We start from the raw sequence: 24,223 nt of genomic DNA on the forward strand, positions 1-24,223 counted from the left end.
CGTCAGTACACGCCGCCGGCAGCGCTGGTGGGCGCCCGGGAACCCTTGAAGGTGCTGGCCAGGGTTTGCAGCCCGCGCATCAGCACGGTGGTGTCGACGCCGACCGCGACAAAGGCCGCGCCGAGTTCGATATAGCGGCGGGCGAGTGTTTCGTCAGCGCTGAGAATGCCCGCCGCCTTACCCGCTCGTTGAATGCGCACAATCGCGTCCTCAATGGCGGCCTGCACCTCAGGATGCCCGGGGTTGCCACGATGACCCATGGCGGCGCTGAGGTCGGCAGGCCCAATAAACACCCCATCGACGCCTTCGACCGCCGCAACCGCGTCCAGGTTGGCCAACCCTTCAGGGTTTTCAATTTGGACCAACAGGCACATCTGCTCGTTGGCCAGATCCAGATAGCCAGGAATACTGTTCCAGCGCGATGCTCGCGCCAGCGCACTGCCAACGCCGCGAATGCCCTGGGGCGGATAGTGAATGGCGCGCACCAGCTGGCGTGCCTGCTCGGCGCTTTCAACCATTGGCACCAGCAGCGTTTGGGCGCCAAGGTCCAGCACCTGTTTGATCAACGCCGTATCGCCAATCACCGGGCGAATCACCGGTTGACTGGCGTAGGCCGCAACCGCCTGAAGTTGGCTCAACAACCCTCGCAGGTCGTTGGGCGCGTGCTCGCCGTCAATCAGCAGCCAATCGAAACCGGCGTTGGCAGCCAGCTCGGCGCAATACGCGTCCGCCAGGCCCAGCCACAGGCCAATTTGCACGGTGCCGCTACAGAGGCGTTGCTTGAATAGATTTACCGGCATATCCATGACAGGTTCCTCGTCAGACAAAACGGCATGAAATGGAACCGAGCATGTCGTAGTCGACATGGAAGGTATCGCCAGGGTTGGCCGCCACCGGGCGCGTAAACGAGCCCCCCAGAATGATCTGGCCGGGCTGCAAGGTGACGTCATACGGCGCCAGCTTGTTGGCCAGCCAGGCCACGCCCTTGGCCGGATGGTTGAGCACGGCGGCCGACACCCCGGACTCCTCGATCACGCCGTTGCGATACAGCACGGCAGGGACTTTGCGCAGGTCGATTTCAGTCGGGCGAACAGCGCGTCCGCCCATGACTACACCGGCGTTGGCCGCGTTGTCGGAAATGGTATCGAAGACTTTGCGGGTGGCCTTGGTCTGCGGGTCGATTTGCTGAATGCGCGCATCGATGATTTCCAGGGCAGGGATCACCCATTCGGTGGCGTCCAGCACGTCAAAAATCGTGCAGTTGGGGCCCTTTAGCGGCTTGCCGAGGATAAACGCCAGCTCCACTTCAACCCGAGGCACGATAAAGCGACTGAATGGGATATCGGTGCCTTCGTCGAAAATCATGTCGTCCAGCAACGCGCCGTAGTCCGGTTCGGTGATGTTCGAAGAGACCTGCATCGCACGGGAGGTGAGGCCGATCTTGTGGCCGACGAGCTTGCGACCGTCCTTGATTTTTTGTGCCACCCAGGCCCGTTGAATGGCATAGGCGTCTTCGATGGTGATGTCGGGGTGGTCCAGGGAAAACTGGCGCACTTGCTCGCCAGAGCGTTCGGCCTGGTCCAGTTGTGCGGCAGCTTGCTGTATCACGCTTTCGTGGAGCATGGTCTGGGTCTCTTACTGTGGATTGACGATGGCGGCCTGGGTGCGCAGCACCAGCACGGCGCCCAATGTGATAAAGGCGGCGAGTACATACAGGGCAAGGCTGGCGCTATGAGTGTTGTCACGCATCCAGCCGATCAGGTACGGCGCGAGGAACGACGCGATGCTGCCGAAGGAGCTGATCAGGGCGATGCCGGCGGCTTGGGTCGAGTTGGACAGGAAGGCGGGTGGCAACTGCCAGAACATCGGCAGGGCGGCGCTGGCCCCCATGCCTGCGATGATCAAACCCGTCATGACCAGCACCGGGTTTTCTGGCATTAGCCCGGCGATGGCAATCCCGGCAGCCGACATGAGCAGCGGCACCAGCAAGTGCCAGCGCCGCTCGCGATTACGGTCTGAAGAACGCCCGCAGGCAATCATGAAAAAACAGCCCGCCAGGTAAGGTACGGCGCTCAGCAGCCCGACCTTGCCATCACTGCCGATACCGGCGCCGTGGATCAGGGACGGCATCCAGAACGCCAACGTGTTCACCGCCAGCATGACCGCGAAATACACCGCTACCAGCACCCAAACTTGTGAGTCTTTGAGGATTGCGGAAAACGACGTGATGGCTTTGCGTTGCTCCTCGCTGTGCAGTTGGTCGCGCAACTGAGCCTTTTGCGCATCGCTCAGCCAGTTCACACCTTCAAAAGTGTCCGGCAGGTATTTGAGTACCACCAGCCCCAGCAGCACCACGGGCGCGCCTTCAATCAAAAACATCCACTGCCAACCCCGCAGGCCGCCGAAGTCGTGGAATGCCTCAAGAATGCCGCCCGACAGCGGGCCACCGATAACGCCGGCCATGGGCACGGCGATTGCGAACAGTGCCGTGACCTGGGCCCGCCGACGCGCCGGGTACCAGCGATTGAGAAACACCAGAATGCCAGGGAAGAACCCGGCCTCGGCGACACCGAGCAAGAAGCGCAGGACGTAGAACTCAACGGCATCGTCCACAAACAGCATGCTGGTGGACAAAATCCCCCACACCACCATCAGGCAGGCGATCCAGCGGCGCGGGCCGAAGCGGTCCAGCGCCAGGTTGCTGGGTACGCCGAACAAGGCATAGGCCACGAAAAACAGACCGGCGCCGAAGCCGTACACGGTGTTGCTGAAGTGCAGGTCGGTGCTCATTTGCATCTTGGCAAAGCCGATATTGATGCGGTCCAGGTGGGCAAACAGGTAGCAGACCAGCAGCAGCGGCATCAGCCGCCAGGTGATGGTGCTGTGGGTGCTGTCTTGCGACGTGCGCAAAGGCTGTGTGGCAGTGTTGGCTGTGCTCATGATGTTGTACTTCTTTTTATATGAGATAGGCACGGGGAGGAGGGCGGCTGGCCGCCCTCAGGTGGGTGTGTTGAACAACGGGTGAAGGCTGCTGTGCTTGGCGTCGTAGACTTGTGCGGAGCTTTCGTCGATTTGCACGGTGATGCCCAGGGGTCGCCTCTGGAGAATGGGGTCCAGGTAGGCGCGCAGCACCCCAAGCAAGCTGTCGCCTACCGCTTGGTGCACGGTGTGGCTGCGGCCGCTGCCCATGCGCAGGTTGGCGTAGCAAAAGCCGTAGTCGCCCTTGCCGTCAGCGATAGCACAATGCGCCGCCGGGTACGCCAGCACGCGGGTGCCGCCAGTGGGGAAGACGGCTTTGCCAGCTTCGTCACGCTGTTCCAGCATGGTGTCGGCGAGGGCGCGGCAGAGCGCAGAAATGTCCGCCTCTTTTTCAAGCTCGGGGGTGTAAAGCAGCACCAGGTGCGGCATGTCGAGTCTCCTGCGTTGTACTCAAGGGGCGTTTAAAGGCGACTGGTGGGCAGCACCGCGCCAGGGTTGGCCGCTTGAGCCGGGGGAATGTTGGCGCCGTCCTGCGGGGTAACCGGAAACACCGCGTTGATCTGCCCCGTACCGGAGGAACCGAAATAGGGCGTCAGCACTTCGGCCTTGCCGTCATAGTCGCTCCAGCCCAGCGCGCCGAGGAGCATGGCGGTGTCGTGCATGAAGCCTTCGCCGTGGCCTTTGGACGCGTATTCCGGGAGCATCCCGCAGAACTCGGGCCATTCGCCGTCCTCCCACATTTTCACCACGCGGTGATCGAGGGTTTCCAGGAATGGGCTCCAGACTTTGGTGGCGAAATCCGGCGCCTGGCCGTTCTGGGCAAAACGGTGGGACAGCGAACCGCTGGCGAGAAAGGCCACGGTGCCGTCGTAGTGATCTTCGACCGCCTTGCGCATGGCCCAACCCAGGCGCGCGCTGTCGCCCAGAAAGTGCGAGGTGCACAACGCCGACACCGAGATCACTTTGAAGTCCTGCTGCTGGTTCATGTAGCGCATCGGCACCAGGGTGCCGTACTCCGGGCCCAGCGTGGTGGCGTGGTGCGCCATGGTCTCGACCTGGAAGCGGTTGCATTCTTCGGCGAGCAAAAGGCCCAGCTCGGTATTGCCTGGGAATTCGTATTCCATGTTGCTGATGAAGTGGGGCAGCTCATTGCTGGTGTACACGCCTTTGAAATGCGGGCCGCACAGCACGTGGTAATTGGCGTTGACCAACCAGTGGGTATCGAACACCACGATGGTATCGACCCCCAGTTCGCGACAGCGGCGGGCGATTTCATAGTGGCCGTCGATGGCGGCCTGGCGAAAACCCTGGCGCGGGCCGGGCAGCTCAGAGAGGTACATGGAAGGCACGTGCGTAATCTTGGCGGCTAAAGCCAGCTTGCCCATGATGAATCTCCTTTCTTGTTGTTGGGTGCTTGGGCGCCGGGCTAGTGCGGATGTGCATGAAGCCTGGCGACCAAGGTGGTTCGGTTACACGCCCCAACGCGGGATGTGGTGACTGCCCATCGAGACGCAGATGTTCTTGATCTCGGCAAACACTTCAAAGCTGTATTGCCCGCCTTCACGCCCGGTACCGGAGCCTTTCACGCCGCCGAACGGCTGACGCAGGTCACGCACGTTCTGGCTGTTGATAAAGACCATGCCGGCCTCGATTCCACGTGCCAGGCGGTGAGCTTTACCAATGTCCTGGGTCCAGATGTACGAGGCCAGGCCGTACTCGGTGTCGTTGGCCAGTTTGAGCGCTTCGGCTTCGTCCTTGAACGGAATCAGGCACACCACCGGCCCGAAGATTTCTTCCTGGGCGATGCGCATGCTGTTGTTCACATCGGCAAACACGGTGGGTTGAATGAACTGACCCTTGGCCAGATGCGCAGGCAGGTTCGCCGGGCGCTCAAGGCCGCCAGCGAGCAGGGTGGCGCCTTCTTCCAGGCCGATTTTGATGTAGCCGGTGACTTTGTCGTAGTGGGCCTGGGTGATCATCGAGCCTACTTGGGTTTTCGGGTTTTGCGGGTCGCCGACGATCAGGCGCTTGGCTCGTGCCGCGAACTCGGCGACGAACGCGGGGTATACGCTTTCCTGAATGAACACCCGGCTGCCGGCGGTGCAGCGTTCGCCGTTCAACGAGAAGATCGTGAACAGTGCGGCGTCCAGTGCACGCTCCAGGTCGGCATCTTCGAAGATCACCACCGGTGATTTGCCACCCAGTTCCATCGAGTACTTTTTCAAACCCGCGGTCTGCATGATCTTCTTGCCGGTGGCGGTGCCGCCGGTGAAGGAAATGGCGCGCACGTCCGGGTGACGCACCAGCGCGTCACCGGCTGTAGCGCCGTAGCCCTGGATAATGTTGAGCACGCCATTGGGAATGCCGGCCTCGACGGCCAGGCGCCCCAGTTCGTTGGCAGTGAGCGGCGATAGCTCGGACATTTTCAGCACGGCAGTATTGCCCAGCGCCAGGCATGGCGCGGTCTTCCAGGTGGCGGTCATGAACGGCACGTTCCACGGCGACACCAGGGCACATACACCCACCGGCTGATACAGGGTGTAGTTGAGCATCTGGTCATCGACCGGGTAGGTGTGACCGTCCATCCGCGTGCACACTTCGGCGAAGAAATCGAAGTTGTGTGAGGCGCGCGGGATCAACACGTTCTTGGTCTGGTGGATCGGCAAGCCGGTGTCGAGTGTTTCCAGTTCGGCCAGGTGCGGAACGTTCTGCTCGATCAGTTCGCCCAGTTTGCGCATCAGCTTGGCGCGTTGCGCCGCCGGGGTATTGGCCCACTTGGGAAAGGCTTCCTTGGCAGCAGCGACGGCTTGTGCGACTTCTTCGGCGCCACCGCTGGCCACTTCGCCAATCGCCTCGCCAGTGGCCGGGTTGTAATTGATGAAAACGTCTTTGCTTTCTACTTCGCGGCCGTTAATCCAGTGCTTGATCATGGTCGTTACGCCTCTTGCTCAGCGAGTTTCTTGTTCTTGAGAAGTTGGTGACTGAAGAATTCAGCTTCGCTGACGATCCGGTTGACCAGGCGGCCAACGCCCTCGACTTCGACCACGACCTCATCGCCCGGCACCACATCCGCGAGCCCCTCCGGGGTGCCGGTGGCGATCATGTCGCCGGGTTGCAGGGTCATGAAGCTGGACAAGTATTCGATCAGGTAAGGGATGTCGAAAATCATGTCCTTGGTGCTGCCTTCCTGGCGCAGTTCGCCGTTTATCCAGGTGCGCAGCTTCAGGTTCGAGGCGTCAGGTACGTCCGCCACATCCACGATCCAGGGGCCGACCGGGGTGGTGGCGTCGCGGTTTTTCACGCGCAGGTTCGGGCGGTAGTAGTTTTCCAGGTAATCGCGGATCGCGTAGTCGTTGCACACGGTGTAACCGGCCAGGTAGTCCAGCGCATCCTCGCGTTTGACGTTGCGCGCAGGCTTGCCGATCACCGCCACCAATTCGCACTCGTAGTGCATGTAGGCAACGTTGTCCGGGCGCCAGGTGATCTGATCATGGCCGGCGTAGGTGCCCACGGATTTAACAAACGCGAGGGGTTCGGTCGGAGGCGCGAAGGCCAGTTCCGCCGCGTGGTCGGCATAGTTCAGGCCCAGGGCGAACATGCTGCCGGTAGCGGGCGGTAGCCACTCGACGGCGCTGGCCGGCACGCGGCGACCGTCTGCGAGGTGGAGGGTGTTGTCGTCGCCTTCCACGGTTGCGCAATGAATGGCGCCTTCAAAGCGGATACGTGCGTGTCTCATACAGAGGCCTCCTGCTCGGCGACGATGTGATTGACCAGGCTGCCCAGGCCGCTGATCTGGACTTCAACTTGATCGCCGGGCTGTACGTCGACCCGGCCTTGCGGCGTGCCGGTGATCAACACGTCACCGGCATGCAGGGTCATGAACTCACTGATTTCAGCGATCAACTGCGGGATGCTGCGCACGAAGTTGGCGGTGGAGTTTTCCTGACGCAACTGGCCATTGATCAGCAGTTTAAGGCTCAGGTCATGGGGGTTTGCAACCTGGTCGCGAGGAATCAGTTCAGGGCCGATCGCGCAGAAACCATCGCGGCATTTGGCCTTGACCGCAGGGCGGTAGTAGCTGTCTTCCGGCAGGCTGAACTCATTGACGATGGTGTAGCCGGCCACGTAGTCGAGCGCCTGCGCTTGGCTGACGCGGCTGGCGTCTTTGCCGATCACCACACCCAAAGCCGGGCCGGGTTGCAGGTGCTCGACACCCGCCGGGTAAACCACTGCCTGGTCATGGCCGTTGCGCGTATTGGGGGTCTTGATAAACAGCACCGGTTTTACGGGCGGCTGTTTGTACGGCGCTTCGTGAAATTGAGCGAGATGCTGATCGACCAGACCCTGGTAGTTCAGTGCAACACCGAACAGGGTACCGGTCGCAGCGTCATGCAATGCACGGCTCATGCTTTTCTCCTGGCAGTAGCGGGGCGCAGGCGGCCTCGCCTTAATTGTTAATGTGTTAACGTTATAATTAAGATGTTAACGATCGTCAAGGCCTGAGCGAGTGGCGAAAGTCTTTGGGCAGGTGCAACATGGGCGGCGCTGCGGGTTGTACCGACAAAAATAATGAGTGAACTCAGATGAACGATCGTCACCCGATCCCCAACATCAACATCGGGCAGGTCTACGACCAGCGTTACAGCGACAGCGAGGTGCATTACGACAAGCTCGGCAACCTCGCAGGTTTCTTCGGCCGCAATATGCCGGTGCACCGACACGATCGCTTTTTCCAGGTGCACTACGTCAAAAGCGGTGCGGTGCGCGTCTACCTCGACGACCAGCAGTACCTGGAATCGGGCCCGATGTTCTTTCTGACGCCACCGACAATCCCTCATTCGTTCGTGACAGAAGCCGATAGCGACGGGCATGTGTTGACCGTGCGTCAGCAACTGGTCTGGCAATTGATCGAGAGCGACCCTGGTTTGGCACCGGGCCCGCAACTGGCTGCGGCGTGCGTTGCACTGGATCGGCTGGCGCCCGAATATCAGGGTGAAGCGCGCCGGCTCGCGTTTTTGTTCGAGGAGTTGCGCGTCGAGATGAATGCCACGGCGGCAGGCCACAGCGCGGCATTGCTGAGCCTGACGCGCCTGATCATGCTCAGCCTGTTGCGGCTGTGCGCCAACTCGCTGGAGGCCACGCCCGCTCGCCATGAGGATTTGCAGATCTTCCATCGCTTTAACGAGCTGATCGAAGCGCATTACCTGGAGCATTGGGCATTGGGGCGGTATGCGCAGGCGGTGGGCGTCACTGAAGCAAGGCTTAATGATGTGTGCCGGCGTATTGCGGACTTGCCCTCCAAGCGCCTGGTGCTTGAGCGCGTCATGCAGGAAGCCAAGCGCTTGTTGCTGTTTACACGGGGCTCGGCAAACGAAATCTGCTATCAGCTGGGTTTTAAAGACCCGGCTTATTTCAGTCGTTTTTTCCAACGCTATGCGCAGATGACTCCGGGGGAGTATCGGCAACGTCAGGCGGGTTTGCGTTAGCGCCAGCATGGGTTTGTTCCGTCTTCGTCCAACCAGCAGCGAAAAAAAACCGCGCAGGGCGCGGCTGAAGAAAGAGAGGCCCATGCTGATGGATTTTTGGGGGTGCGAACATGCGCTTTACGGTGGATCGCTTGTACTTTCCATCCAGAAGTACCCATCCCGTAGCTTCCATCAGGCGGTGCGGCTTTAGAACAGCGACAGGTTGTAACCCACAATCAGTCGGGTTTCGTCGATGTCGGTGGTCAAGCCGCCGCCGGAGCGCAACGTCGCATTGCGCAGGCGGATGTTCAGGTTTTTGAAGGTTCCACTCTGCACCACATAGCTCAAGTCGGTATCGCGCTCGCGCTCGGTGCCCCCGCTGACTCGGTTGGTGTCGATGTGGGAGCCGCTCACGTAGCGGGTCATAAAGGTCAGCCCCGGCAGCCCCATGGCGGCAAAGTTGTAGTCATAACGCAGTTGCCAGGCGTCGGTTTCGGCTTTGGTGAAGACGTTGATCGTGACCAGGTTGACCGAATAGGGGTCAAGGCCCGGGTAAGCGAAGTCGCCCTGGCCCGAGAGGTTCTGATACCCCACGCCGAAGCGATGGCCGCCGATGCTCAAGCTTTCCATGCCATTGAAAAACCGATTGTTGATCCGGCCGCCATCCACGCGGGCGGCGGCGCGCAGGCGGTGTTCGCCGTCTTCACGCGTGACGAAATAGCGCAGGTCCGAACGTAAGCTGACCCCGGCGCCCAAGGGTATTTCGTGGGTAACGCCGGCGAAGTCCTGGCGGTAGATGTCCTTCATGCGCGCATGGTAGTAGCTCGCAGTGAGGTTGGGCGTCAGCGCGTAGGCGCCGCCGGCAACGTCCAGGTAGCGGGTGTTCACGCCGGCGTAGCTCATGGAGTCGTTGCTGCTGGAGTCACGCAGGTTTTGTTGTTCCAGGCGGCCGAGATTCAAGGTCAAGCCGTCGAGCTCTTTGGAGGTGATGAGTTCGCCGCTGTAGGTGGATGGCAGCAGGCGGGTGTCGTTGAACGCGGCCACCGGCAACTGCGGTTGCAGGGTGCCGATTTTCAGGACGGTCCTGGACAGTCGCACCTTGCCGGTCAGCCCCAGCTCGCTATAGCTATCTGCAGCCCGGCCACTGGCGCCGTAAGGCAGCAGGCCGGTGCCATGGCGGTCTGGGCTGGAGTCCAGCTTGAGCCCCAACTGGCCCAACGCATCCAGGCCAAACCCCAGGGTGCCATCGGTAAAACCGGACTCGTAACGCAACATCAGGCCCTGGGCCCATTCGGCGGCTTGGCTTTGCGGCGCATTTGCCTGGCGATAGTCGCGGTTGAAGTAATAGTTGCGAGTTTCCAGCGTGGCTTTGCTGTCCTGGATAAAGTCGGCAAAGGCATGGAACGGGAGGGCTGTGGTGCACAGGCTCAGTGAGGCCAAAGCACTGCGGGTGCTGACGCGCATTGGGGTGATTCCTTGTTGTTTTTATTGTGATCGTTGGCGGGACTATGCTGGCCCCTTTGTTTCGTTAACATATTATCGAAGTGGCAAAAAAGCAAAGCCTTCTTGCAGCATTTCGCGGCGTTGGAGGGCAGTGGGCATCTGCGCCGTTGTTGCACCTGAGGGCTGTCGACCTTAATCTGGCCGCTCCTCCACAGTGCGCACACCCAATGGCCAATCCCCGACCTTCTCTGACCCTCACCTTGCTCCAGGCACGCGAGGCCGCAATGGCCTTCTTTCGTCCAGGGCTCAACGAACATGACCTGACCGAGCAGCAATGGCGGGTGATCCGCATCTTGCGCCAGCAAGGCGAACTGGAAAGCCACCAGCTGGCCACTCAGGCCTGCATTCTCAAGCCCAGCATGAGCGGTGTGCTAAAGCGTCTTGAGCGCGATGGCCTGGTGACACGGCGCAAATCCAGCGAAGATCAGCGGCGGATTTTTCTTAGCCTGACGGTGCAGGGCCACCAGTGCTTTCTGTCGATGAGTGAGGGCATGGAGCGCGGCTATCTGGAAATTCAGCGCCAATTCGGCGAAGACAACATGCAGCAACTGCTCGCGCTGCTGGATGAGCTGAAAAAAATCAAGCCTTAAAGCGGCATCGCTCGATCAAGACAACCTGCCGGTTGCTCGCCAAAAAGGCCGCAGAGCAGGGCGGTCAGTAGCGAATCATGACCGACTTCAGCTCTGTGTAGTCGTCGATAAATGCCGAACCAAATTCACGGCCGATACCTGATGACTTGGTGCCGCCGAAGGGCACTGCCGGGTCGAGTAGGGTGTGCATGTTGACCCATACAGTCCCCGCTTGAATTTCCGGCACCAGGCGCAGGGCCTTGGACAAGTCGTTGGTCCACAGGCTGGCACTGAGGCCGTAGGGCGTATCGTTCATCAGGTGCAGCAGCTCTTCTTCAGTGTCGTACGGGAAAAACGTCGCGATCGGGCCGAAGGTTTCTTCGTTGAGCAAGGTGTCGTTGATGGAGTGGGCGAGGATGATCGTTGGCTCGACATAGCAGCCGGGGCCCTCGATGATGTTGCCGCCGTAGACAATCCTGTTGTTTTGCGCGCGTGCCGTGTCAAAAAAACCGGAGAGTTTCTGTTGATGTTGCTTGTTGGTGACGGGGCCGAACTGGGTTGCTTCGTCCAGTGGTGAGCCAATTTTCAAGGAGGCCAGGCGCTGGGCGAGCTTTTCCATGATTGGCTCGATTTGCGAACGGTGTGCAAAGAACCGCTCGGCGGCCGCGCAGATTTGCCCCGAGTGCAGGAAGCCCGCCTCGATAATGCCGTCCGCCGCTTTGTCCAGGTCAATGTCACGCAGAAAACCGACTGAGTTCTTGCCGCCCAGCTCCAGGGTGGCGCGGGTCAACTTCGCATCCATCGCGCCCCTGCCCACGGCGATCCCGGTGGGGACGGAGCCGGTGAACGAGACCTTATCGGTGCCCGGGTGTTCGATCAGGGCTTTGCCGACCAGGCCGCTGCCCGTCAGCACGTTCAGTGCGCCGGGCGGCAGGCCGGCTTCGCTGGCCAGTTCGGCAATGCGCAGAATCGTCAGCGGTGTGAACTCACTCGGCTTGATGATCACGCTGCAGCCGGTGGTCAGGGCCGATGCCAGCTTCCAGATGGCAATCATGGTGGAGAAGTTCCACGGCACAATGCCGACCACCACGCCGACCGGCTCGCGCAGCGTAAAGGCGGTGTAACGTTCTCCGGCATAGGAGGGCAGCGACGGGGTGATCGTTTCGCCAGTGATTTTAGTGGCCCAGCCAGCGTAATAACGCAGGAAGTGGGCAGCCTGATCGACCTCGAATGCGCGGGCAATCTGAATGAGTTTGCCGGACTGGCAGGTTTCGATCTGCGCCAGTTCTTCGCGGTTTTGCTCCAGCAGGTCGGCGAGCTTGAACAGCACTGCTGCACGGGCTGCGGGGCTGGTTTTGGACCAGGCTTTAAAGCCCCGGTTGGCAGACTCGACAGCACGGTCGATGTCGCCCTGGGCGGCATCGCTGACCTGTGCAATCACTTCCCCTGTGGCCGGGTTAATGACCTTGAGTTTGGTGCGGGTGCTGCTGGCTACATAACCTCCATCGATGTAAAGACCGTGATCGCGCGCCAGAAACTGGCTGACACGGGGAAGCAGTGGGGTATCGTTCATGCGGGCAGGCTCCAATGATCAAACAGGCAGACATTGGGAGGGAAAGTACGCGGGGCGACGCGGTTTATCTTGACTGTGCGTGTCACGGACATGACTGAGCCTGCCAGCTTTCGCACGCGGTGATGGGCTATGAAAAGTACAACCTTCTACGTGGAACGTGCATGTTCCACGGCGTGTACGCGACTCATACTGGCCCGGTATTTTTCAGCGTTCCTGGCCAGGAGCAACGGTTTGCGCGCAAACCGGAGCTGTTCGGCATAGGCGCCGCCGACATCCAATAATAAAGAGTCCCGTCATGAAAAAGCCCAACCCTCTGCTCGAAGACCTCAAGGCTGTCCTGCCTGCCATTGCTGCCAACGCCTTTGCGGCGGAAAAAGACCGCAGCGTCCCGGCCGAGAATATTGCCTTGCTCAAAAGCATCGGCATGCACCATGCGCTGCAACCGCGCAAGTATGGCGGCCTGGAGATTTCACTTCCCGAGTTTGCCGATTGTATTGCGCTGCTGGCGGCGTCGTGCGCCAGTACCGCCTGGGCGATGAGCCTGTTGTGCACCCACAGCCATCAACTGGCGATGTTCTCCCCAACCCTGCAGGACGAGGTGTGGGGGCATGACCCCGACGCCACTGCCAGCAGCAGCATTGCGCCCTTCGGGCGGACCGAAGAGGTCGAAGGCGGTGTGACCTTCAGCGGTGAGATGGGCTGGAGTTCGGGCTGCGATCACGCAGAGTGGGCGATCATGGGCTTTCGTCGCAAAAACGCCGAGGGCACCCAGGACTATTGCTTTGCCGTGTTGCCGCGCAGTGATTACGAGATCCGTGACGACTGGTATGCGGTGGGCATGCGCGGCAGCGGCAGCAAGACGCTGATCGTCAAGGATGCCTTTGTGCCTGAGCACCGCATCCAGAAAGCCAAGGACATGATGGAAGGCAAGTCCGCAGGCTTTGGTCTTTACCCTGACAGCAAGATCTTCTTTGCACCTTACCGTCCCTATTTTGCCAGCGGGTTTTCGACGGTCAGCCTGGGGGTTGCCGAGCGCATGCTTGAGGTCTTTCGCGAGAAAACAAAAAACCGTGTGCGAGCCTACACAGGCGCTGCGGTGGGTGCCGCCACACCGGCGCTGATGCGTCTGGCCGAGTCCACGCATCAGGTGGCTGCCGCTCGCGCCTTGCTGGAAAAAAGCTGGAATGAGATCGCATTTTACAGCGAACAGCACCGCTATCCCGAGCGGGAAACCCTCGCGTTCTGGCGCACCAACCAGGGCTACGCGACCAAAATGTGCATCCAGGCCGTTGACCGTTTGATGGACGCCGCTGGTGGTGGCGCCTGGTTTGAAACCAATGAGCTGCAACGCTTGTTTCGCGATTCCCACCTCACCGGCGCACATGCCTACACCGACTATGACGTGTGCGCGCAGATCCTCGGGCGCGAGTTGATGGGGCTTGAGCCAGACCCGTCAATGGTTTGATCGCGTCATCGCCGCAGGGCTATTCCAATAACAACAATCAGGGTCGATCAGTAGGTCGGCCCGGGAGTTTTTCATGTCTGATGTGCTTGCATCCAATCCAACCGCTGAATTCGACGCCCGTGCGTTCCGCCGAGCCTTGGGCAACTTCGCCACCGGTGTCACGGTGGTGACGGCGTCGACGCCCAGCGGCCGCAAGGTTGGCGTGACAGCCAACAGCTTCAACTCGGTGTCCCTTGACCCTCCATTGATCTTGTGGAGCATCGATAAACGCTCCAACAGCCACGAGGTGTTTGAAGAGGCCAGCCACTTTGCGGTTAACGTGCTGGCGGCTGACCAGATCGACTTGTCCAACAACTTTGCGCGGCCGAAGGAAGACCGGTTTGCCGAAATTGAATTTGAGCCGGGGCAGGGCGGCGCGCCGGTATTTGCCGACTGCTCGGCACGGTTTCACTGCGAAAAGTTCCAGCAAGTCGACGGCGGCGACCACTGGATCATGATCGGCAAAGTGGTGGCGTTTGATGACTTCGGCCGTTCGCCCCTGCTGTATCACCAAGGTGCCTACTCGATGGTGCTGCCCCACACCCGCATGACCAAGCGCGACGAAGGTCAGCCGCCCAGCAGCCATTTCCAGGGGCGCTTGAGCCACAACCTGTATTACCTGATGACCCAGGCGCTGCGGGCTTATCAGGCCAGCTACCAGCCTCGCCAGCTGTCCACCGGGCTGCGTACCAGTGAGGCACGGATGTTGATGGTGCTGGAGAGTGACGCCGGCCTGGATCTCAACCAGTTACAGCGTGAAGTGGCGATGCCGGTGCGTGAAATCGAGGAGGCGGTGGCCAATCTCAAGCGCAAGGGGTTGGTGGTGGACGATAACGACCGCGTACGGCTGACCGTCAAAGGTGTCGATGAGACGGAGTCGCTGTGGACCATCGCCCGTGAACAGCAGGACAAGGTGTTCGGCCAGTTCTCGGATGAGCAGATCGATACGTTCAAGACCGTGCTCAAGGCCGTGATTGCCAGCTGAGGGTTGAGCCGGCGCTGCCAGGCAGCAGCTACAGACAAAGTGCCTGGCAGTGCCATACAACGTATTCCCCGCGATTTCGCGTCATACCCCGTGCACAACTGACTTCACAGCCAAACGGTGCATGGATGTTCAATTACCGCCAAAAATGATTTTGCAGCTGGCGACGACCCTGAGCCTGCTTCGGAACGGCCAAGCCTTGTCTGCGCCCTCGCTACAGGCGTATCCAGCGCTGCTTGAGACCCTCGGGGCGCTCGCCGATAAACATCAGCAGACCCAAAGTGATTTGCACGAGGCGCTTGCCACCGTTATGCGGTTGTCGCAGGTTTCGGCGCAGCAAGACCGGTTACTGGCCGACCTGACTGTTCGGCATGAACAAACGCTTGAACATTGCGTCACCCTGCACGCCGACAGTGAGCGGCATGCCCGGAGGGTCGAGACGTACGCCAGCCAGGCCCATCTCAGGGAGTTGCTCCAATCCACATTGACCGAAGGCACCTGGGACCAAAGCCGAAACGAGCGTTTTCGATGCCGTTGCCGCGCTGACTCAGCTCGCCAGGTGCCCGACGTTGGCAGGCTGCAACAAATCCGGCGGCAGCCGTGGGCAAGACGCTAGGGGTGCCGGGGCGCACAGTGAGGGTGTGCGGCGACGCCAGCATCCAGTTGAGAGGATCAGCCTGTCGCTTCTTACGCCAACCTAACGTCAGGGACATTAAAAAATGTCGATCAACCATAAGCTCACTGAGCATTTGAACCGCGGGTCGGTGGGGTTTCCGACCGCACTGGCCAGTACTGTAGGCCTGATCATGGCCAGCCCCGTCATCCTTACGGCGACCATGGGCTTTGGTATTGGGGGCAAGGCCTTCGCCGTGGCGATGTTGATCGCGGTGGTGATGATGCTGGCCCAGGCGACCACGTTTGCCGAAGCGGCAGCGATTTTGCCCACTACCGGCTCGGTGTATGACTACATCAACTGTGGCATGGGGCGGTTCTTTGCAATAACCGGCACGCTGTCGGCCTACCTGATCGTGCATGTGTTTGCAGGCACCGCCGAAACCATTCTGTCGGGCGTCATGGCGCTGGTGAACTTTGAACACCTCAACACATTGGCCGAGTCTGCCGGTGGTTCGTGGTTGCTGGGGGTGGCGTTCGTGATCGGGTTCGGCATCCTCAACGCGTTTGGCGTGAGCGTATTTGGCCGTGCAGAAATCATCCTGACGTTCGGCATGTGGACCACACTGATGGTGTTTGGCGTGCTGGGCTTGATCGCGGCCCCGGCGGTCGAGTTGGAGGGCTGGTTTGGTGAGTCGTTGGTGGGCAGCGACCCGATGACTATTCTGTCGCTGGTGGGCATGGCCATGTTTATGTTTGTGGGCTGCGAATTCGTCACGCCGCTGGCGCCTGACTTGCGCAAATCCGCCACGACCATGCCCAGGGCCATGCTCCTGGGCCTGGTGGGCGTGGCATCGTGCATGTTCATTTATGGCGCGGCCATGAAGCGCCAGGTGGAAAACCTGGTGCTGGACCCCGCCACCGGCCTGCACTTGCTGGATACACCGATGGCGATTCCCAAGTTCGCCGCCCAGGTCATGGGGGATATCGGCCCGGTCTGGCTGGGCATCGGCTTTTTGTTTGCAGGCGCTGCGACCATCAACACCTTGATGGCCGGTGTGCCGCGCATTCTCTATGGCATGGCGGTCGATGGTGCGTTGCCCAAGGTGTTTACCTATCTGCATCCACGCTTCAAGACGCCGCTGCTGTGCATTCTCGTGGCGATGTTGATTCCGTGCCTGCATGCCTGGTACCTGGGCGGTAATGCGGACAACATCCTGCATTTGGTATTGGCGGCGGTGTGTGCGTGGAGCACCGCTTACCTGTTGGTGACGCTCTCGGTGGTGATGCTGCGAATCCGTCGCCCGGACCTGCCACGGGCCTATCGCTCACCGTTCTTTCCGCTGCCGCAGATCATTTCCAGCGCGGGGATTTTGTTGGGCATGTGGTTTATCACGCCGCCCGGCATGAACCCTGCGGATGTGTACATTCCTTTTGGCGTGATGTTGGGCAGCACTGCCCTGTACGCGCTGTTTTGGACGCTGGTGGTGCAGAAGGTCAACCCCTTCATACCAGCGCGGGTCGAAGATGTACTGGCCAAGGAATTTGCCATGGAGCCCGGTATTCAGCCGACCGAGGTACTCGATCATGCTTTCAAAACTGTCTGATTTGTTCAGTTCCAAGCGCGCACCGGCGGGGTATCGTCCGGGCGCGACGCTTGAGCATGTGCGGCGTAATCTCGGCCAGCCCTCGTTTCAATTGTCGGCCCCGGTACGCGCGCAGTTTCAGTTCAGCCCAGAGGGGCCGGTCATCGAGGTACATGAGCGCGCGCAAGCGCAGTTACTGATGCATATAGTGCTCACGCAGTTTCGCTTCCACACGCCCGCCTCACAGTGGCGCGAGGGGTGTTACCAAGTGCACCATACGGGGGCCATTACCCGTACGGGTTTGGTCTGCCGCCGCCGCGAAGGGCCGCGGGACTTTGCCGATTTGCTGACCCGCGAACTGAGCACCAACAAGGCGTTGCGCGAGGCGCTGATGCCGCTGGATTTCAAGAAGATCACCCTTGAATACTCCCACGGCGGCTGGAGCGTGACGCTGGAGCACATGGGGGGCAGCGAGGTGGTCAATCGCATGCCTGCTTTTCGCCGCTATATTTCGTTGAGTATTGAACAAACTCGCCTATGCAGCAGAGCATCTTTGCGCTTCATCTCGTGCTTAAGACCCTTTAAGCCTTGAGTGGCATGGCTTGTGCTTAAGTACTTTGCATAGATCTACAGTTGTACGCTTATAGATAACATGTTAACTATTGGCGTACAAAAATAAGCATCTCGTGCGGAGGTATTCATGAGCATCCATCAGGCTGCCTGGGACGGGTTGGACCAGTGGACAACAACCATGCAGGCATTGTGCGGTCGTTTCGAAACCCAACTGGCGTTCAATCGCTCGCTGTTTATCGGCGAGATTTCCACCTGGTCCCATGGGGGCCTGTCATTGGCCAATATGCGCACCAACGCTGGCAACATCGTGCGTTACGGCGACCGTGCCGATTGCGACAACGACGAGCACTGTTTCCTGGTCAGTCAGCGCACCGGTTACTCCCACATCACCCAGGGCGGAGTGACTATCCAGCTCGCGCCGGGCGACCTGATGCTGATGGATTCAGTCGGCCCGTGCTCGATTGCACCCCATGGCCTGATCGAGCACGCGTCCCTGTCGTTGTCGCGCGCGCAAGTGCAGCGCCAGCTCAAGGGCGTCTCTCCGATCTTTGGCAAAATCTCATCGACCAAGGCCTGTGGCCGCATGCTGCATCTGCTGATGGACCAGGCGTGCAAGGGCAGCGACGGCACCGACAGCGCCGCGGCCGAGGGTGAGGCCTTGCAAAGTGCGTTTATCCTGCTGCTGGCGTCCGGGTTGGAGCAGGCCGAGGAGAAGGCCAGCGATGCTGCTGTGCTCGGTGGCGTGAACCTGCGCAGTTATGTGCAAAAGGTCATCGATGAGTCTTTGGCCCAGACCCATTTGACGCCCGCCTGCCTGGCGGGGCGGCTGAAGATTTCCGTCAGGCACCTTTACCGTCTGTTTGAAGAGGAGGGCGACAGTGTGTGTCGTTACATCCAGCGCGCAAGGCTTGAGCGCAGCGCCACCGATTTGTCGAACCCGTTCCTGCGTTCTGAGTCGATTACCTCAATTGCTTACAAGTGGGGGTTCACCGATTCCGCGCATTTCAGCCGCTCCTTCAAAAAACACTTTGAACAATCGCCCAAGGATTTCCGCGCGCAGGCGCTCTCGGGCGCGTTAGCCGGTGCTGCCTGACCGTTAATTGGTTAACGACTTGACCTTTTGCCAAGCCATTGGCTAACCTCGCAACTTCAGCCTACCGACCGGTAGGAAGCAAGTCGTGAGTTTATGATGAAATCGATCAATTCAAGCAGTCCCTCATTGAAGTTCGCCGTGGCCTTGGGCGCCATTGGTGCCCTTGGCCCATCGGCCGTCGACATGTATCTGCCCAGCCTGCCGGAGATGGCAGTGGACTACTCGACCAGTGTGGCCAGTATTCAGCTGACACTCACGGTCTTCCTTTTAGCGATGGGTCTTGGCCAGCTCCTGTTCGGCCCTATCGTTGACGCCTGGGGGCGTCGACGTCCCTTGATCGCAGGCCTGGTGGTGTTCAGCTTGAGTGCCCTGGTGGCCGGTGCGGCACCAACACTGGACTGGCTGTTGGTGGCCCGATTCGTTCAGGGCCTGGGCAGTGCGCTGACCCTGGTGGTCATCATGAGCATGGTGCGTGATGTCACCCAAGGCGTGCAGGCGGCCAAGCTGTTTGGCTTGCTGATGACCATCGAAGGTGTGGCACCGATTATCGCGCCGGCATTGGGCGGCTACATTGACGCGCACTTTGGCTGGCGGGCGGTGATGGTCGTACTGGCCATGCTGGGAGCCTTGGTGGCGGTGAACGCCATGGTGGTCCTGCGGGAAACTTTGCCCGCGAACAAACGCGAGCCGCTGAACTTCAAGCTCGCGATCCAAACCTACGCACGCATCGGCCAGGACTTGCGCTTCCTGCAGCCGGCGCTGGCGCTGTCATCGGTGTTCTTTTTCCTGTTTGCCTACATCGGCGGCGCCACTTTTATCTACCAGAATGACTACGGGTTGCCCGCCGCCCAGTTTGGTACCCTGTTCGGCGCAACCGGTATAGCGATCCTGATAGGGGCCTCGCTGGCGGCGAAGTTGGTTGGCCAATACGGCCTGGCGCGCATGGCCCTGGCAGGTTCGTGCTGCATCGTGGCGGGTGCGCTCATTGCCTGCATGACGGTGGCTGCCGGGATGGGCTTGTCGTGGCTGGTGGCCGGGGTCGCGATTGCGTTGCTTGGGGTGGGGATTGCAGAAACCACGCTGATGACGCTGGTGATGTCGTCGCAAACCACCGCGCTGGGTTCGACCGCCGCCTTGCTGGGGGCCTTTCAGCTTGGTACTGCGGCGTGTGCGACACCTTTGACCGGCCTGGTCAGCAGTTACGGCGCGGCGGCGTGGAGTGGCTTGCTGGTGCTGTGCGCCGTTGCGGTGGGTATGCTCACCTGGATCAGTGTGCGCCAAGGCAAGGCTGACTCGATCACTGCGTTAAATCACTGATAAAAGAATGCTGGCAAGGATATCCCTATGAAAGTGCTCAGCCCCTCAGCGGGAAGAATTTGCGACATTGCCTTGGTGCATTTCGCAGAGCGAGGCTACGACGCGTCCTCACTCAACGACATCGCCGTGCTGGCGGGGATGCGCAAGCCTTCGTTGTATGCGCACTTCAAAAGCAAGGATGACCTGTTCAGCGCGGCGCTGGATTTGGCGTTGGCGACCGAACGCCAATACCTCGAGCAACAGTTTGCGGTGACTGCCAGCGCTTCGGTTGGCCTCGACACGCTGTACACCGACGATCTTGCGCAGCGCTATGAGCATTCAGCGGCGCTGCGCTTTCTGCTGCGTACCGCGTTTTTTCCGCCTGCCGAACTCAAAGGCCAGGTGAGTGCAGGGTTTGAAGCTTATCTCGAACGCATGCACGAACTGTTTGGCGTCAGCCTCAAGGCCAAGTACCCGACGCTGAATGCCACCGACCTTGGGATATTCCAGGATGCGTACATCGGGCTGATTGATAGCCTGCACGTCGAGCTGATCTACGGTAACGAGTCAACCTACCGTCGCCGCGTCGCTGCGTTGTGGCGAATCCTGGGGGACTCCATTGCACTGGCGGCTGGCGCGGTAGCCCATGGATAAGGAGGTAGTTGGCCAGTGTGGCAGTGTCGTTACTGTAAGCGAGGGCACCTGACCTAATGTAAGCCCGTTGGGTGACCGCTTGCTTAACGGGCGCATGCGCAGTGTGGTCCAACTATATAGCCGCATTAAATTTGTGGCTTTGTTGATGAGCTTTTACTCGTCATCTTTTTGTTTTTTCACTATTATCGTTCGTCTGCGAACTCAAGGAAGAGCGGTTGAGCGCCTTGAGGCTGGTAGAAAATTTACACTCGATCATTGAATGAGTTGTTACTTTTACCCAGAACCTAACGACTCAGCCAACCGTAATTACTTCTTGGTGGAACCGATGGATAAAATGTGTGGCATCGTTGTAGTGGTAGGGCTTGCCCTCTCGGGATGCGTTACAAAAACGCCAGAAAAACCTAACGTGGCTCCACCTCCCGCCGTCGTCCATGAAGCACCACCTGAAGTCGCACCTTCGACACCAGAAAATTATACTGTGCGATATGAGGGTGCACCTGCGAACGCAAGTGCTCACGCCCCAACGCCTGTCTCTGCGCAGGCCGCCGAGTCTGAATCCGACACGAACTTGAACCAAAATCGTGCTGAGCAGTGCCGTAAAGAGCTGGATGTTTTGAAGATTTACAGCAAAGCGTCTTACACTAAGTACGACACGGAATACCAAGCGATTGCCGTCAAGACGGCTAAATATATGGAAATCAAAGACTCGTTAGGTCCTGATCTGAACTATATGGTTATGCCCGCTTATCAATTTCAGATTCGTGAGTTCTGCTTCCGGGTCAAGACCCGTCTCTCGGAGCTTGTGCTTCGCCAAGCCAAATAAAGATTTCACGTTCGGGTGAGTCTTTTGCCGGTTAAGGCAGCGCTGAAAGGCTTCCCGTCAAAGTTCAAACAAAGGCCCCGCACTGGCGGGGCTTTTTATTTCTGGGGTTTGGGTAGTACATTGACTCACGGAAGGCTCTAGACCGGGGCTTTTGATGCATTTCGGAGCTACGTAAAGGTTGACGTGATGGCCCTAAGCCATGATCATTCCGGCCTGCCGTTTCGGCATGCCATGGATGAGTAGGTAAATGGGTACCAAAGTTTTCGAGGGAAATATCTCTCGTACTAGCAACGCAATCATTGTTAACGGTCGACTAACGAAATACGAGTTCATCGAGATCGGTGGGCAGCGAGTGATGAAAGTACAGGCAGATTCCCTTCTGGATACTTTCATCAAAGTCGGGGATGACGTAGGCCTGTCGTGCGTCAAAGTGATGGGCGGCGTACACAAGGTTTGCGCGGTGCGGGAGTCCGATGGCCGCATCACAAAAATGGAAGGGTCTGTACCGGTTCTCGCCGCGATTGTAGCGTTTGGTCTTTGGGTGTTCTTGCTCGCCTTCATTTTTATGTTTGCGGTGTTCTTTATGCCAACGGCCTTGGCAATCTTGCTTTGGCTCGGGCTTCCTGCGCTGTTTGCGTATTTCCATACCGTTGACTATTTCAAAGCGCGAAATGCGTTCGACGATGTCTCGCCGAAGGCAGCCCCCACTAAAGAGTGGTAGCCCGCTCGTGACACTGGGGGCGCAGATGCTTTTGGTTTGTGCATCGCGCCCTCGGTGCTCTGCCCGGCTGTTGAGCCGGTTTTTTTCGCCTCAAATTTGCATTGCTGGGCACTACTGTCTGGGAGAACTGCTACCGTTTACGCTGCAGTTTTTGGAGCCTGCCGGATGAATCGTCACCCTCCACCTGACCTTGTCGCAACGACACCCGCTGAGCCATGTACTGAAAGCCCTCCCGCTCACCCACCTATTTGGCACTACGGCCCGGATATACCGATTATTGGCAGCAATGGCATGGGTGTTTTTGGTTTCTACCTTGCGCTGCTCTTGCTGTTACCCGGTTATGGGCTGGCGATGTTGCTCATGGGTGGGCTTGATGCGATGCAAGGTGCTACGCCCGGCACCGGGCCAGGCGTTACCGCATCGTTGTTCATCCTGCCGTTGATTGGCAGTGCCGTGCTCACGGGGGTGTTCTTTGCGTGGTTTGCCTCTGCACCTCAGGTGCAGGCCTTCACGTTTGACGCAAACCAGCAATTGCTGACCCTTACGGTCACGCGGCGCGGCCGTAAGCCCACCGAAGTGCGCGTGGCATTTGACGACATCCTCTACATCCGCCCCTACGTAGTTTTCAGTTCTGACCGCAATGGTCATTTTCGTGTCGTTTATCAGGGGCCGAACGGGAAAGTTTTCGAGTATGAATTAGGTGACGGTACTTCTCTGAAAAATCTGGAGTTTCATGCGCAGTGGTTTCGGGGAATGATGGGTGATCGGGTGCACGAGCTATTGAATCTGGACAAGTGAGAGTGGCCAAACCCTCTCGCCACTCAATGCATCGCTCGGCCCTGTTACGGGGCCGAGCGACAGTTCATCAATGCCGTTTGTTCTTGTGTTTGTGCTTGTTGTTGCCCTTGTGTTTTTTACCGTCAGAACGATGATTGCTCTCATCATCCGCCAGGTTATTGCCCAGCGCGCCACCTGCGGCACCGCCCAGGCCAGCGCCGATCGTCGAGCCGGTTGTGCCGCCCAGGCGATTGCCTATCAACGATCCGCCAGCGGAGCCGACCCCGCCGCCTATCGCAGCTTCTGCGCGATTACCCTTTTGAGCACCGACTGCTCCGCCTGCGGCACCGCCCAAGCCTGCGCCAACCGCTGCTCCGGTTGAGCCGCCGAGCTGTTGGCCGACGATATTGCCAAGTGCACCACCAACGCCGCCTCCGAGAGCGGCGGTACCGTCTCCGGCAGCCATCGCTCCTTGGGAAATCAGGGCGCCCAGAACCAGGGCGGGTAGTGTCATTTTCATGGGGTGAACCTCTATGGGTTGTCAGCAGGCGCTCACGATTTGAAGTACGCCTGGTATTAGGATTGAAACAAAAGCTCGAAGTTCTTCGCGCAGGGTACCCTGAGGCAAGGGGTTGTAACAAAGTGTGGCGCGATCAGCCCGGCCGTAGTTGTTCGTACTCCGCACTCAAACGTATGATCAGACCGAGCGATCTAACCTGGTCGCTCAGACTCCCCCCTTTTGAAGGACATGAGCATGCAAAAGCACTTCGGTAATTCTGGCTTGTTCAAGGCTGCTTCGTATCACTGCGATGAAACCATGGGCTGCGGCATCGCTGCCTGGGTATTGAAAAACAGTGCGTTGAATACGAAGGAGTTTTTGATATGTCCAAAGAACTACTCGGAGTTTCTGCTCTAGGGTTGATGATAATCGGTGAGTTTTGTGCAATTTACAGTGAGGTGGTAACCGCCCGGTTGGCTCAAGCGGGCGACGGCTCATTGCAGGCGTTCATCATGCCTGTGTTGGTGATGTGTTTCGCAGGCTTTTGTCTGCTGGGCGCTTATTGGCTGGGGTATCTGGCGGTCGGTGATATCTGGGTAGTCACGGTCGTTTCCGTCACCTCGTTACTGCTGCTGGAGCCTGTCGTGATCTGGGTGCTGTTCCATGAAGTACCCGGCCGAGGCGCATTGATCGGCTTTTGCCTGGGCGCTTTGGGAATGCTCGCGACGGTCTTGCTGTAGTTGCACGTTCTGGTCCGGCACTCAACTGTCGGGCCAGATTATGGACTTATAACGGGCGATACCTCACACCACCGCACCTGCGGCCGAATTTAAAAACACCAGCAGTGGCCTTTCACTCAGCAAAAAAGCTGAGCCACCGAAAGCAAGCAAATAACCTGGACGACTATTTGCGCTCGAATCGGATGTTTCATTGCTGTCACCCTCATGGCAGCGGACGGTAATGCTGTCGTCTGCGACTTTGAGAGCCGCAATCACCCGTAACACACGCCGCTGC

Annotated in this window: 25 protein-coding genes; 13 read left to right on the forward strand and 12 right to left on the reverse strand. The window is 59.2% G+C overall.

Going from position 1 to position 24,223, the window contains the following annotated elements; translation table 11 throughout:
- Positions 1-2 precede the first annotated feature (2 nt).
- From hpaI to ICY20_RS21890, 8 genes are all read right to left on the reverse strand, one after another.
- On the reverse strand, positions 3-806 hold the full coding sequence (gene hpaI / locus ICY20_RS21855) for a 4-hydroxy-2-oxoheptanedioate aldolase (protein WP_194938575.1): 804 nt from the start codon (positions 804-806) through the stop codon (positions 3-5).
- Positions 807-819: 13 nt separating this feature from the next.
- Positions 820-1,623, reverse strand: coding sequence for a 2-oxo-hept-4-ene-1,7-dioate hydratase (gene hpaH, locus ICY20_RS21860; RefSeq protein ID WP_159957668.1), 804 nt, complete (start codon positions 1,621-1,623; stop codon positions 820-822).
- Positions 1,624-1,635: 12 nt separating this feature from the next.
- Complete coding sequence (locus ICY20_RS21865) at positions 1,636-2,940, reverse strand: MFS transporter (protein WP_194938576.1); 1,305 nt, start codon at positions 2,938-2,940, stop codon at positions 1,636-1,638.
- Positions 2,941-2,997: 57 nt separating this feature from the next.
- The gene (locus ICY20_RS21870) at positions 2,998-3,408 is read right to left on the reverse strand and encodes a 5-carboxymethyl-2-hydroxymuconate isomerase (protein ID WP_159957664.1); all 411 of its coding nucleotides are present in this window, start codon (positions 3,406-3,408) and stop codon (positions 2,998-3,000) included.
- A gap of 32 nt (positions 3,409-3,440) precedes the next feature.
- Positions 3,441-4,364 (reverse strand): 3,4-dihydroxyphenylacetate 2,3-dioxygenase, encoded by a 924-nt coding sequence (gene hpaD, locus ICY20_RS21875; RefSeq protein ID WP_159957662.1) that lies wholly within the window; start codon positions 4,362-4,364, stop codon positions 3,441-3,443.
- 84 nt (positions 4,365-4,448) lie between these two features.
- The gene (gene hpaE / locus ICY20_RS21880) at positions 4,449-5,909 is read right to left on the reverse strand and encodes a 5-carboxymethyl-2-hydroxymuconate semialdehyde dehydrogenase (protein ID WP_194938577.1); all 1,461 of its coding nucleotides are present in this window, start codon (positions 5,907-5,909) and stop codon (positions 4,449-4,451) included.
- A gap of 5 nt (positions 5,910-5,914) precedes the next feature.
- The gene (locus ICY20_RS21885) at positions 5,915-6,715 is read right to left on the reverse strand and encodes a fumarylacetoacetate hydrolase family protein (RefSeq protein ID WP_194938578.1); all 801 of its coding nucleotides are present in this window, start codon (positions 6,713-6,715) and stop codon (positions 5,915-5,917) included.
- Positions 6,712-7,386 carry a fumarylacetoacetate hydrolase family protein gene (locus ICY20_RS21890; RefSeq protein ID WP_159957656.1) on the reverse strand — a complete coding sequence of 225 codons (675 nt, stop codon included), beginning with the start codon at positions 7,384-7,386 and terminating at the stop codon, positions 6,712-6,714. The genes ICY20_RS21885 and ICY20_RS21890 overlap by 4 nt, the downstream gene beginning before the upstream one ends.
- A 176-nt stretch (positions 7,387-7,562) precedes the next feature.
- On the opposite strand from ICY20_RS21890, the gene hpaA reads away from it, so the two are divergent.
- Positions 7,563-8,465, forward strand: a complete 903-nt coding sequence (gene hpaA, locus ICY20_RS21895) for a 4-hydroxyphenylacetate catabolism regulatory protein HpaA (RefSeq protein ID WP_159957654.1) — start codon at positions 7,563-7,565, stop codon at positions 8,463-8,465.
- 186 nt (positions 8,466-8,651) lie between these two features.
- Here the strand turns inward: hpaA and ICY20_RS21900 are convergent, their stop codons facing one another.
- Positions 8,652-9,908 carry an OprD family porin gene (locus ICY20_RS21900; protein WP_194938579.1) on the reverse strand — a complete coding sequence of 419 codons (1,257 nt, stop codon included), beginning with the start codon at positions 9,906-9,908 and terminating at the stop codon, positions 8,652-8,654.
- Positions 9,909-10,114: 206 nt separating this feature from the next.
- Between ICY20_RS21900 and hpaR the strand changes: the two genes are divergently transcribed.
- A complete protein-coding gene (gene hpaR, locus ICY20_RS21905; protein WP_159957650.1) occupies positions 10,115-10,537 on the forward strand; it encodes a homoprotocatechuate degradation operon regulator HpaR in 423 nt (140 codons plus the stop codon).
- 64 nt (positions 10,538-10,601) lie between these two features.
- Here hpaR and ICY20_RS21910 read toward each other — a convergent pair whose 3' ends face one another.
- A complete protein-coding gene (locus tag ICY20_RS21910; protein ID WP_194938580.1) occupies positions 10,602-12,089 on the reverse strand; it encodes an aldehyde dehydrogenase family protein in 1,488 nt (495 codons plus the stop codon).
- 295 nt (positions 12,090-12,384) lie between these two features.
- Between ICY20_RS21910 and ICY20_RS21915 the strand changes: the two genes are divergently transcribed.
- Positions 12,385-13,554, forward strand: coding sequence for a p-hydroxyphenylacetate 3-hydroxylase oxygenase component (locus ICY20_RS21915; protein WP_194938581.1), 1,170 nt, complete (start codon positions 12,385-12,387; stop codon positions 13,552-13,554).
- 73 nt (positions 13,555-13,627) lie between these two features.
- Entirely contained in the window at positions 13,628-14,578 is a 951-nt protein-coding gene (locus tag ICY20_RS21920) for a p-hydroxyphenylacetate 3-hydroxylase reductase component (RefSeq protein ID WP_194938582.1), read from the forward strand.
- A 343-nt stretch (positions 14,579-14,921) separates the two neighbouring features.
- Here the strand turns inward: ICY20_RS21920 and ICY20_RS28275 are convergent, their stop codons facing one another.
- Positions 14,922-15,053 carry a hypothetical protein gene (locus ICY20_RS28275; protein WP_267464012.1) on the reverse strand — a complete coding sequence of 44 codons (132 nt, stop codon included), beginning with the start codon at positions 15,051-15,053 and terminating at the stop codon, positions 14,922-14,924.
- Between the two features lie 241 nt (positions 15,054-15,294).
- On the opposite strand from ICY20_RS28275, the gene ICY20_RS21925 reads away from it, so the two are divergent.
- From ICY20_RS21925 to ICY20_RS21960, 8 genes are all read left to right on the forward strand, one after another.
- Positions 15,295-16,794: an APC family permease gene (locus ICY20_RS21925; protein WP_194938583.1), complete on the forward strand. Its 1,500-nt coding sequence runs from the start codon at positions 15,295-15,297 to the stop codon at positions 16,792-16,794.
- Complete coding sequence (locus ICY20_RS21930) at positions 16,775-17,365, forward strand: DUF3156 family protein (RefSeq protein ID WP_194938584.1); 591 nt, start codon at positions 16,775-16,777, stop codon at positions 17,363-17,365. Before ICY20_RS21925 ends, ICY20_RS21930 begins: the two co-directional genes overlap by 20 nt.
- Positions 17,366-17,473: 108 nt before the next feature.
- Complete coding sequence (gene feaR, locus ICY20_RS21935; RefSeq protein WP_194938585.1) at positions 17,474-18,439, forward strand: transcriptional regulator FeaR; 966 nt, start codon at positions 17,474-17,476, stop codon at positions 18,437-18,439.
- A gap of 96 nt (positions 18,440-18,535) precedes the next feature.
- Complete coding sequence (locus ICY20_RS21940) at positions 18,536-19,756, forward strand: multidrug effflux MFS transporter (protein WP_194938586.1); 1,221 nt, start codon at positions 18,536-18,538, stop codon at positions 19,754-19,756.
- 27 nt (positions 19,757-19,783) lie between these two features.
- Entirely contained in the window at positions 19,784-20,389 is a 606-nt protein-coding gene (locus ICY20_RS21945) for a TetR/AcrR family transcriptional regulator (RefSeq protein WP_159957634.1), read from the forward strand.
- Between the two features lie 259 nt (positions 20,390-20,648).
- Entirely contained in the window at positions 20,649-21,212 is a 564-nt protein-coding gene (locus ICY20_RS28170) for a hypothetical protein (RefSeq protein WP_228758532.1), read from the forward strand.
- A gap of 247 nt (positions 21,213-21,459) precedes the next feature.
- A complete protein-coding gene (locus ICY20_RS21955; protein ID WP_159957632.1) occupies positions 21,460-21,933 on the forward strand; it encodes a hypothetical protein in 474 nt (157 codons plus the stop codon).
- A 165-nt stretch (positions 21,934-22,098) separates the two neighbouring features.
- On the forward strand, positions 22,099-22,731 hold the full coding sequence (locus ICY20_RS21960) for a hypothetical protein (RefSeq protein ID WP_200846336.1): 633 nt from the start codon (positions 22,099-22,101) through the stop codon (positions 22,729-22,731).
- 67 nt (positions 22,732-22,798) lie between these two features.
- Here the strand turns inward: ICY20_RS21960 and ICY20_RS21965 are convergent, their stop codons facing one another.
- The gene (locus ICY20_RS21965) at positions 22,799-23,230 is read right to left on the reverse strand and encodes a glycine zipper domain-containing protein (RefSeq protein ID WP_194938587.1); all 432 of its coding nucleotides are present in this window, start codon (positions 23,228-23,230) and stop codon (positions 22,799-22,801) included.
- A 401-nt stretch (positions 23,231-23,631) separates the two neighbouring features.
- On the opposite strand from ICY20_RS21965, the gene ICY20_RS21970 reads away from it, so the two are divergent.
- Positions 23,632-23,949 carry a hypothetical protein gene (locus ICY20_RS21970; protein WP_194938627.1) on the forward strand — a complete coding sequence of 106 codons (318 nt, stop codon included), beginning with the start codon at positions 23,632-23,634 and terminating at the stop codon, positions 23,947-23,949.
- Positions 23,950-24,223 lie beyond the last annotated feature (274 nt).

The sequence above is a fragment of the Pseudomonas pisciculturae genome (assembly GCF_015461805.1).
In the GTDB taxonomy this organism is placed as follows: domain Bacteria; phylum Pseudomonadota; class Gammaproteobacteria; order Pseudomonadales; family Pseudomonadaceae; genus Aquipseudomonas; species Aquipseudomonas pisciculturae.

Excerpts from the sequence above, each read along its gene's own strand:
- hpaI (WP_194938575.1), bottom strand. The coding sequence starts at position 806 with ATGGATATGCCGGTAAATCTATTCAAGCAACGCCTCTGTAGCGGCACC.
- hpaH (WP_159957668.1), bottom strand. The coding sequence starts at position 1,623 with ATGCTCCACGAAAGCGTGATACAGCAAGCTGCCGCACAACTGGACCAG.
- ICY20_RS21865 (WP_194938576.1), bottom strand. The coding sequence starts at position 2,940 with ATGAGCACAGCCAACACTGCCACACAGCCTTTGCGCACGTCGCAAGAC.
- ICY20_RS21870 (WP_159957664.1), bottom strand. The coding sequence starts at position 3,408 with ATGCCGCACCTGGTGCTGCTTTACACCCCCGAGCTTGAAAAAGAGGCG.
- hpaD (WP_159957662.1), bottom strand. The coding sequence starts at position 4,364 with ATGGGCAAGCTGGCTTTAGCCGCCAAGATTACGCACGTGCCTTCCATG.
- hpaE (WP_194938577.1), bottom strand. The coding sequence starts at position 5,909 with ATGATCAAGCACTGGATTAACGGCCGCGAAGTAGAAAGCAAAGACGTT.
- ICY20_RS21885 (WP_194938578.1), bottom strand. The coding sequence starts at position 6,715 with ATGAGACACGCACGTATCCGCTTTGAAGGCGCCATTCATTGCGCAACC.
- ICY20_RS21890 (WP_159957656.1), bottom strand. The coding sequence starts at position 7,386 with ATGAGCCGTGCATTGCATGACGCTGCGACCGGTACCCTGTTCGGTGTT.
- hpaA (WP_159957654.1), top strand. The coding sequence starts at position 7,563 with ATGAACGATCGTCACCCGATCCCCAACATCAACATCGGGCAGGTCTAC.
- ICY20_RS21900 (WP_194938579.1), bottom strand. The coding sequence starts at position 9,908 with ATGCGCGTCAGCACCCGCAGTGCTTTGGCCTCACTGAGCCTGTGCACC.
- hpaR (WP_159957650.1), top strand. The coding sequence starts at position 10,115 with ATGGCCAATCCCCGACCTTCTCTGACCCTCACCTTGCTCCAGGCACGC.
- ICY20_RS21910 (WP_194938580.1), bottom strand. The coding sequence starts at position 12,089 with ATGAACGATACCCCACTGCTTCCCCGTGTCAGCCAGTTTCTGGCGCGC.
- ICY20_RS21915 (WP_194938581.1), top strand. The coding sequence starts at position 12,385 with ATGAAAAAGCCCAACCCTCTGCTCGAAGACCTCAAGGCTGTCCTGCCT.
- ICY20_RS21920 (WP_194938582.1), top strand. The coding sequence starts at position 13,628 with ATGTCTGATGTGCTTGCATCCAATCCAACCGCTGAATTCGACGCCCGT.
- ICY20_RS21925 (WP_194938583.1), top strand. The coding sequence starts at position 15,295 with ATGTCGATCAACCATAAGCTCACTGAGCATTTGAACCGCGGGTCGGTG.
- ICY20_RS21930 (WP_194938584.1), top strand. The coding sequence starts at position 16,775 with ATGCTTTCAAAACTGTCTGATTTGTTCAGTTCCAAGCGCGCACCGGCG.
- feaR (WP_194938585.1), top strand. The coding sequence starts at position 17,474 with ATGAGCATCCATCAGGCTGCCTGGGACGGGTTGGACCAGTGGACAACA.
- ICY20_RS21940 (WP_194938586.1), top strand. The coding sequence starts at position 18,536 with ATGAAATCGATCAATTCAAGCAGTCCCTCATTGAAGTTCGCCGTGGCC.
- ICY20_RS21945 (WP_159957634.1), top strand. The coding sequence starts at position 19,784 with ATGAAAGTGCTCAGCCCCTCAGCGGGAAGAATTTGCGACATTGCCTTG.
- ICY20_RS28170 (WP_228758532.1), top strand. The coding sequence starts at position 20,649 with ATGAGTTGTTACTTTTACCCAGAACCTAACGACTCAGCCAACCGTAAT.
- ICY20_RS21955 (WP_159957632.1), top strand. The coding sequence starts at position 21,460 with ATGGGTACCAAAGTTTTCGAGGGAAATATCTCTCGTACTAGCAACGCA.
- ICY20_RS21960 (WP_200846336.1), top strand. The coding sequence starts at position 22,099 with ATGAATCGTCACCCTCCACCTGACCTTGTCGCAACGACACCCGCTGAG.
- ICY20_RS21965 (WP_194938587.1), bottom strand. The coding sequence starts at position 23,230 with ATGAAAATGACACTACCCGCCCTGGTTCTGGGCGCCCTGATTTCCCAA.
- ICY20_RS21970 (WP_194938627.1), top strand. The coding sequence starts at position 23,632 with ATGATAATCGGTGAGTTTTGTGCAATTTACAGTGAGGTGGTAACCGCC.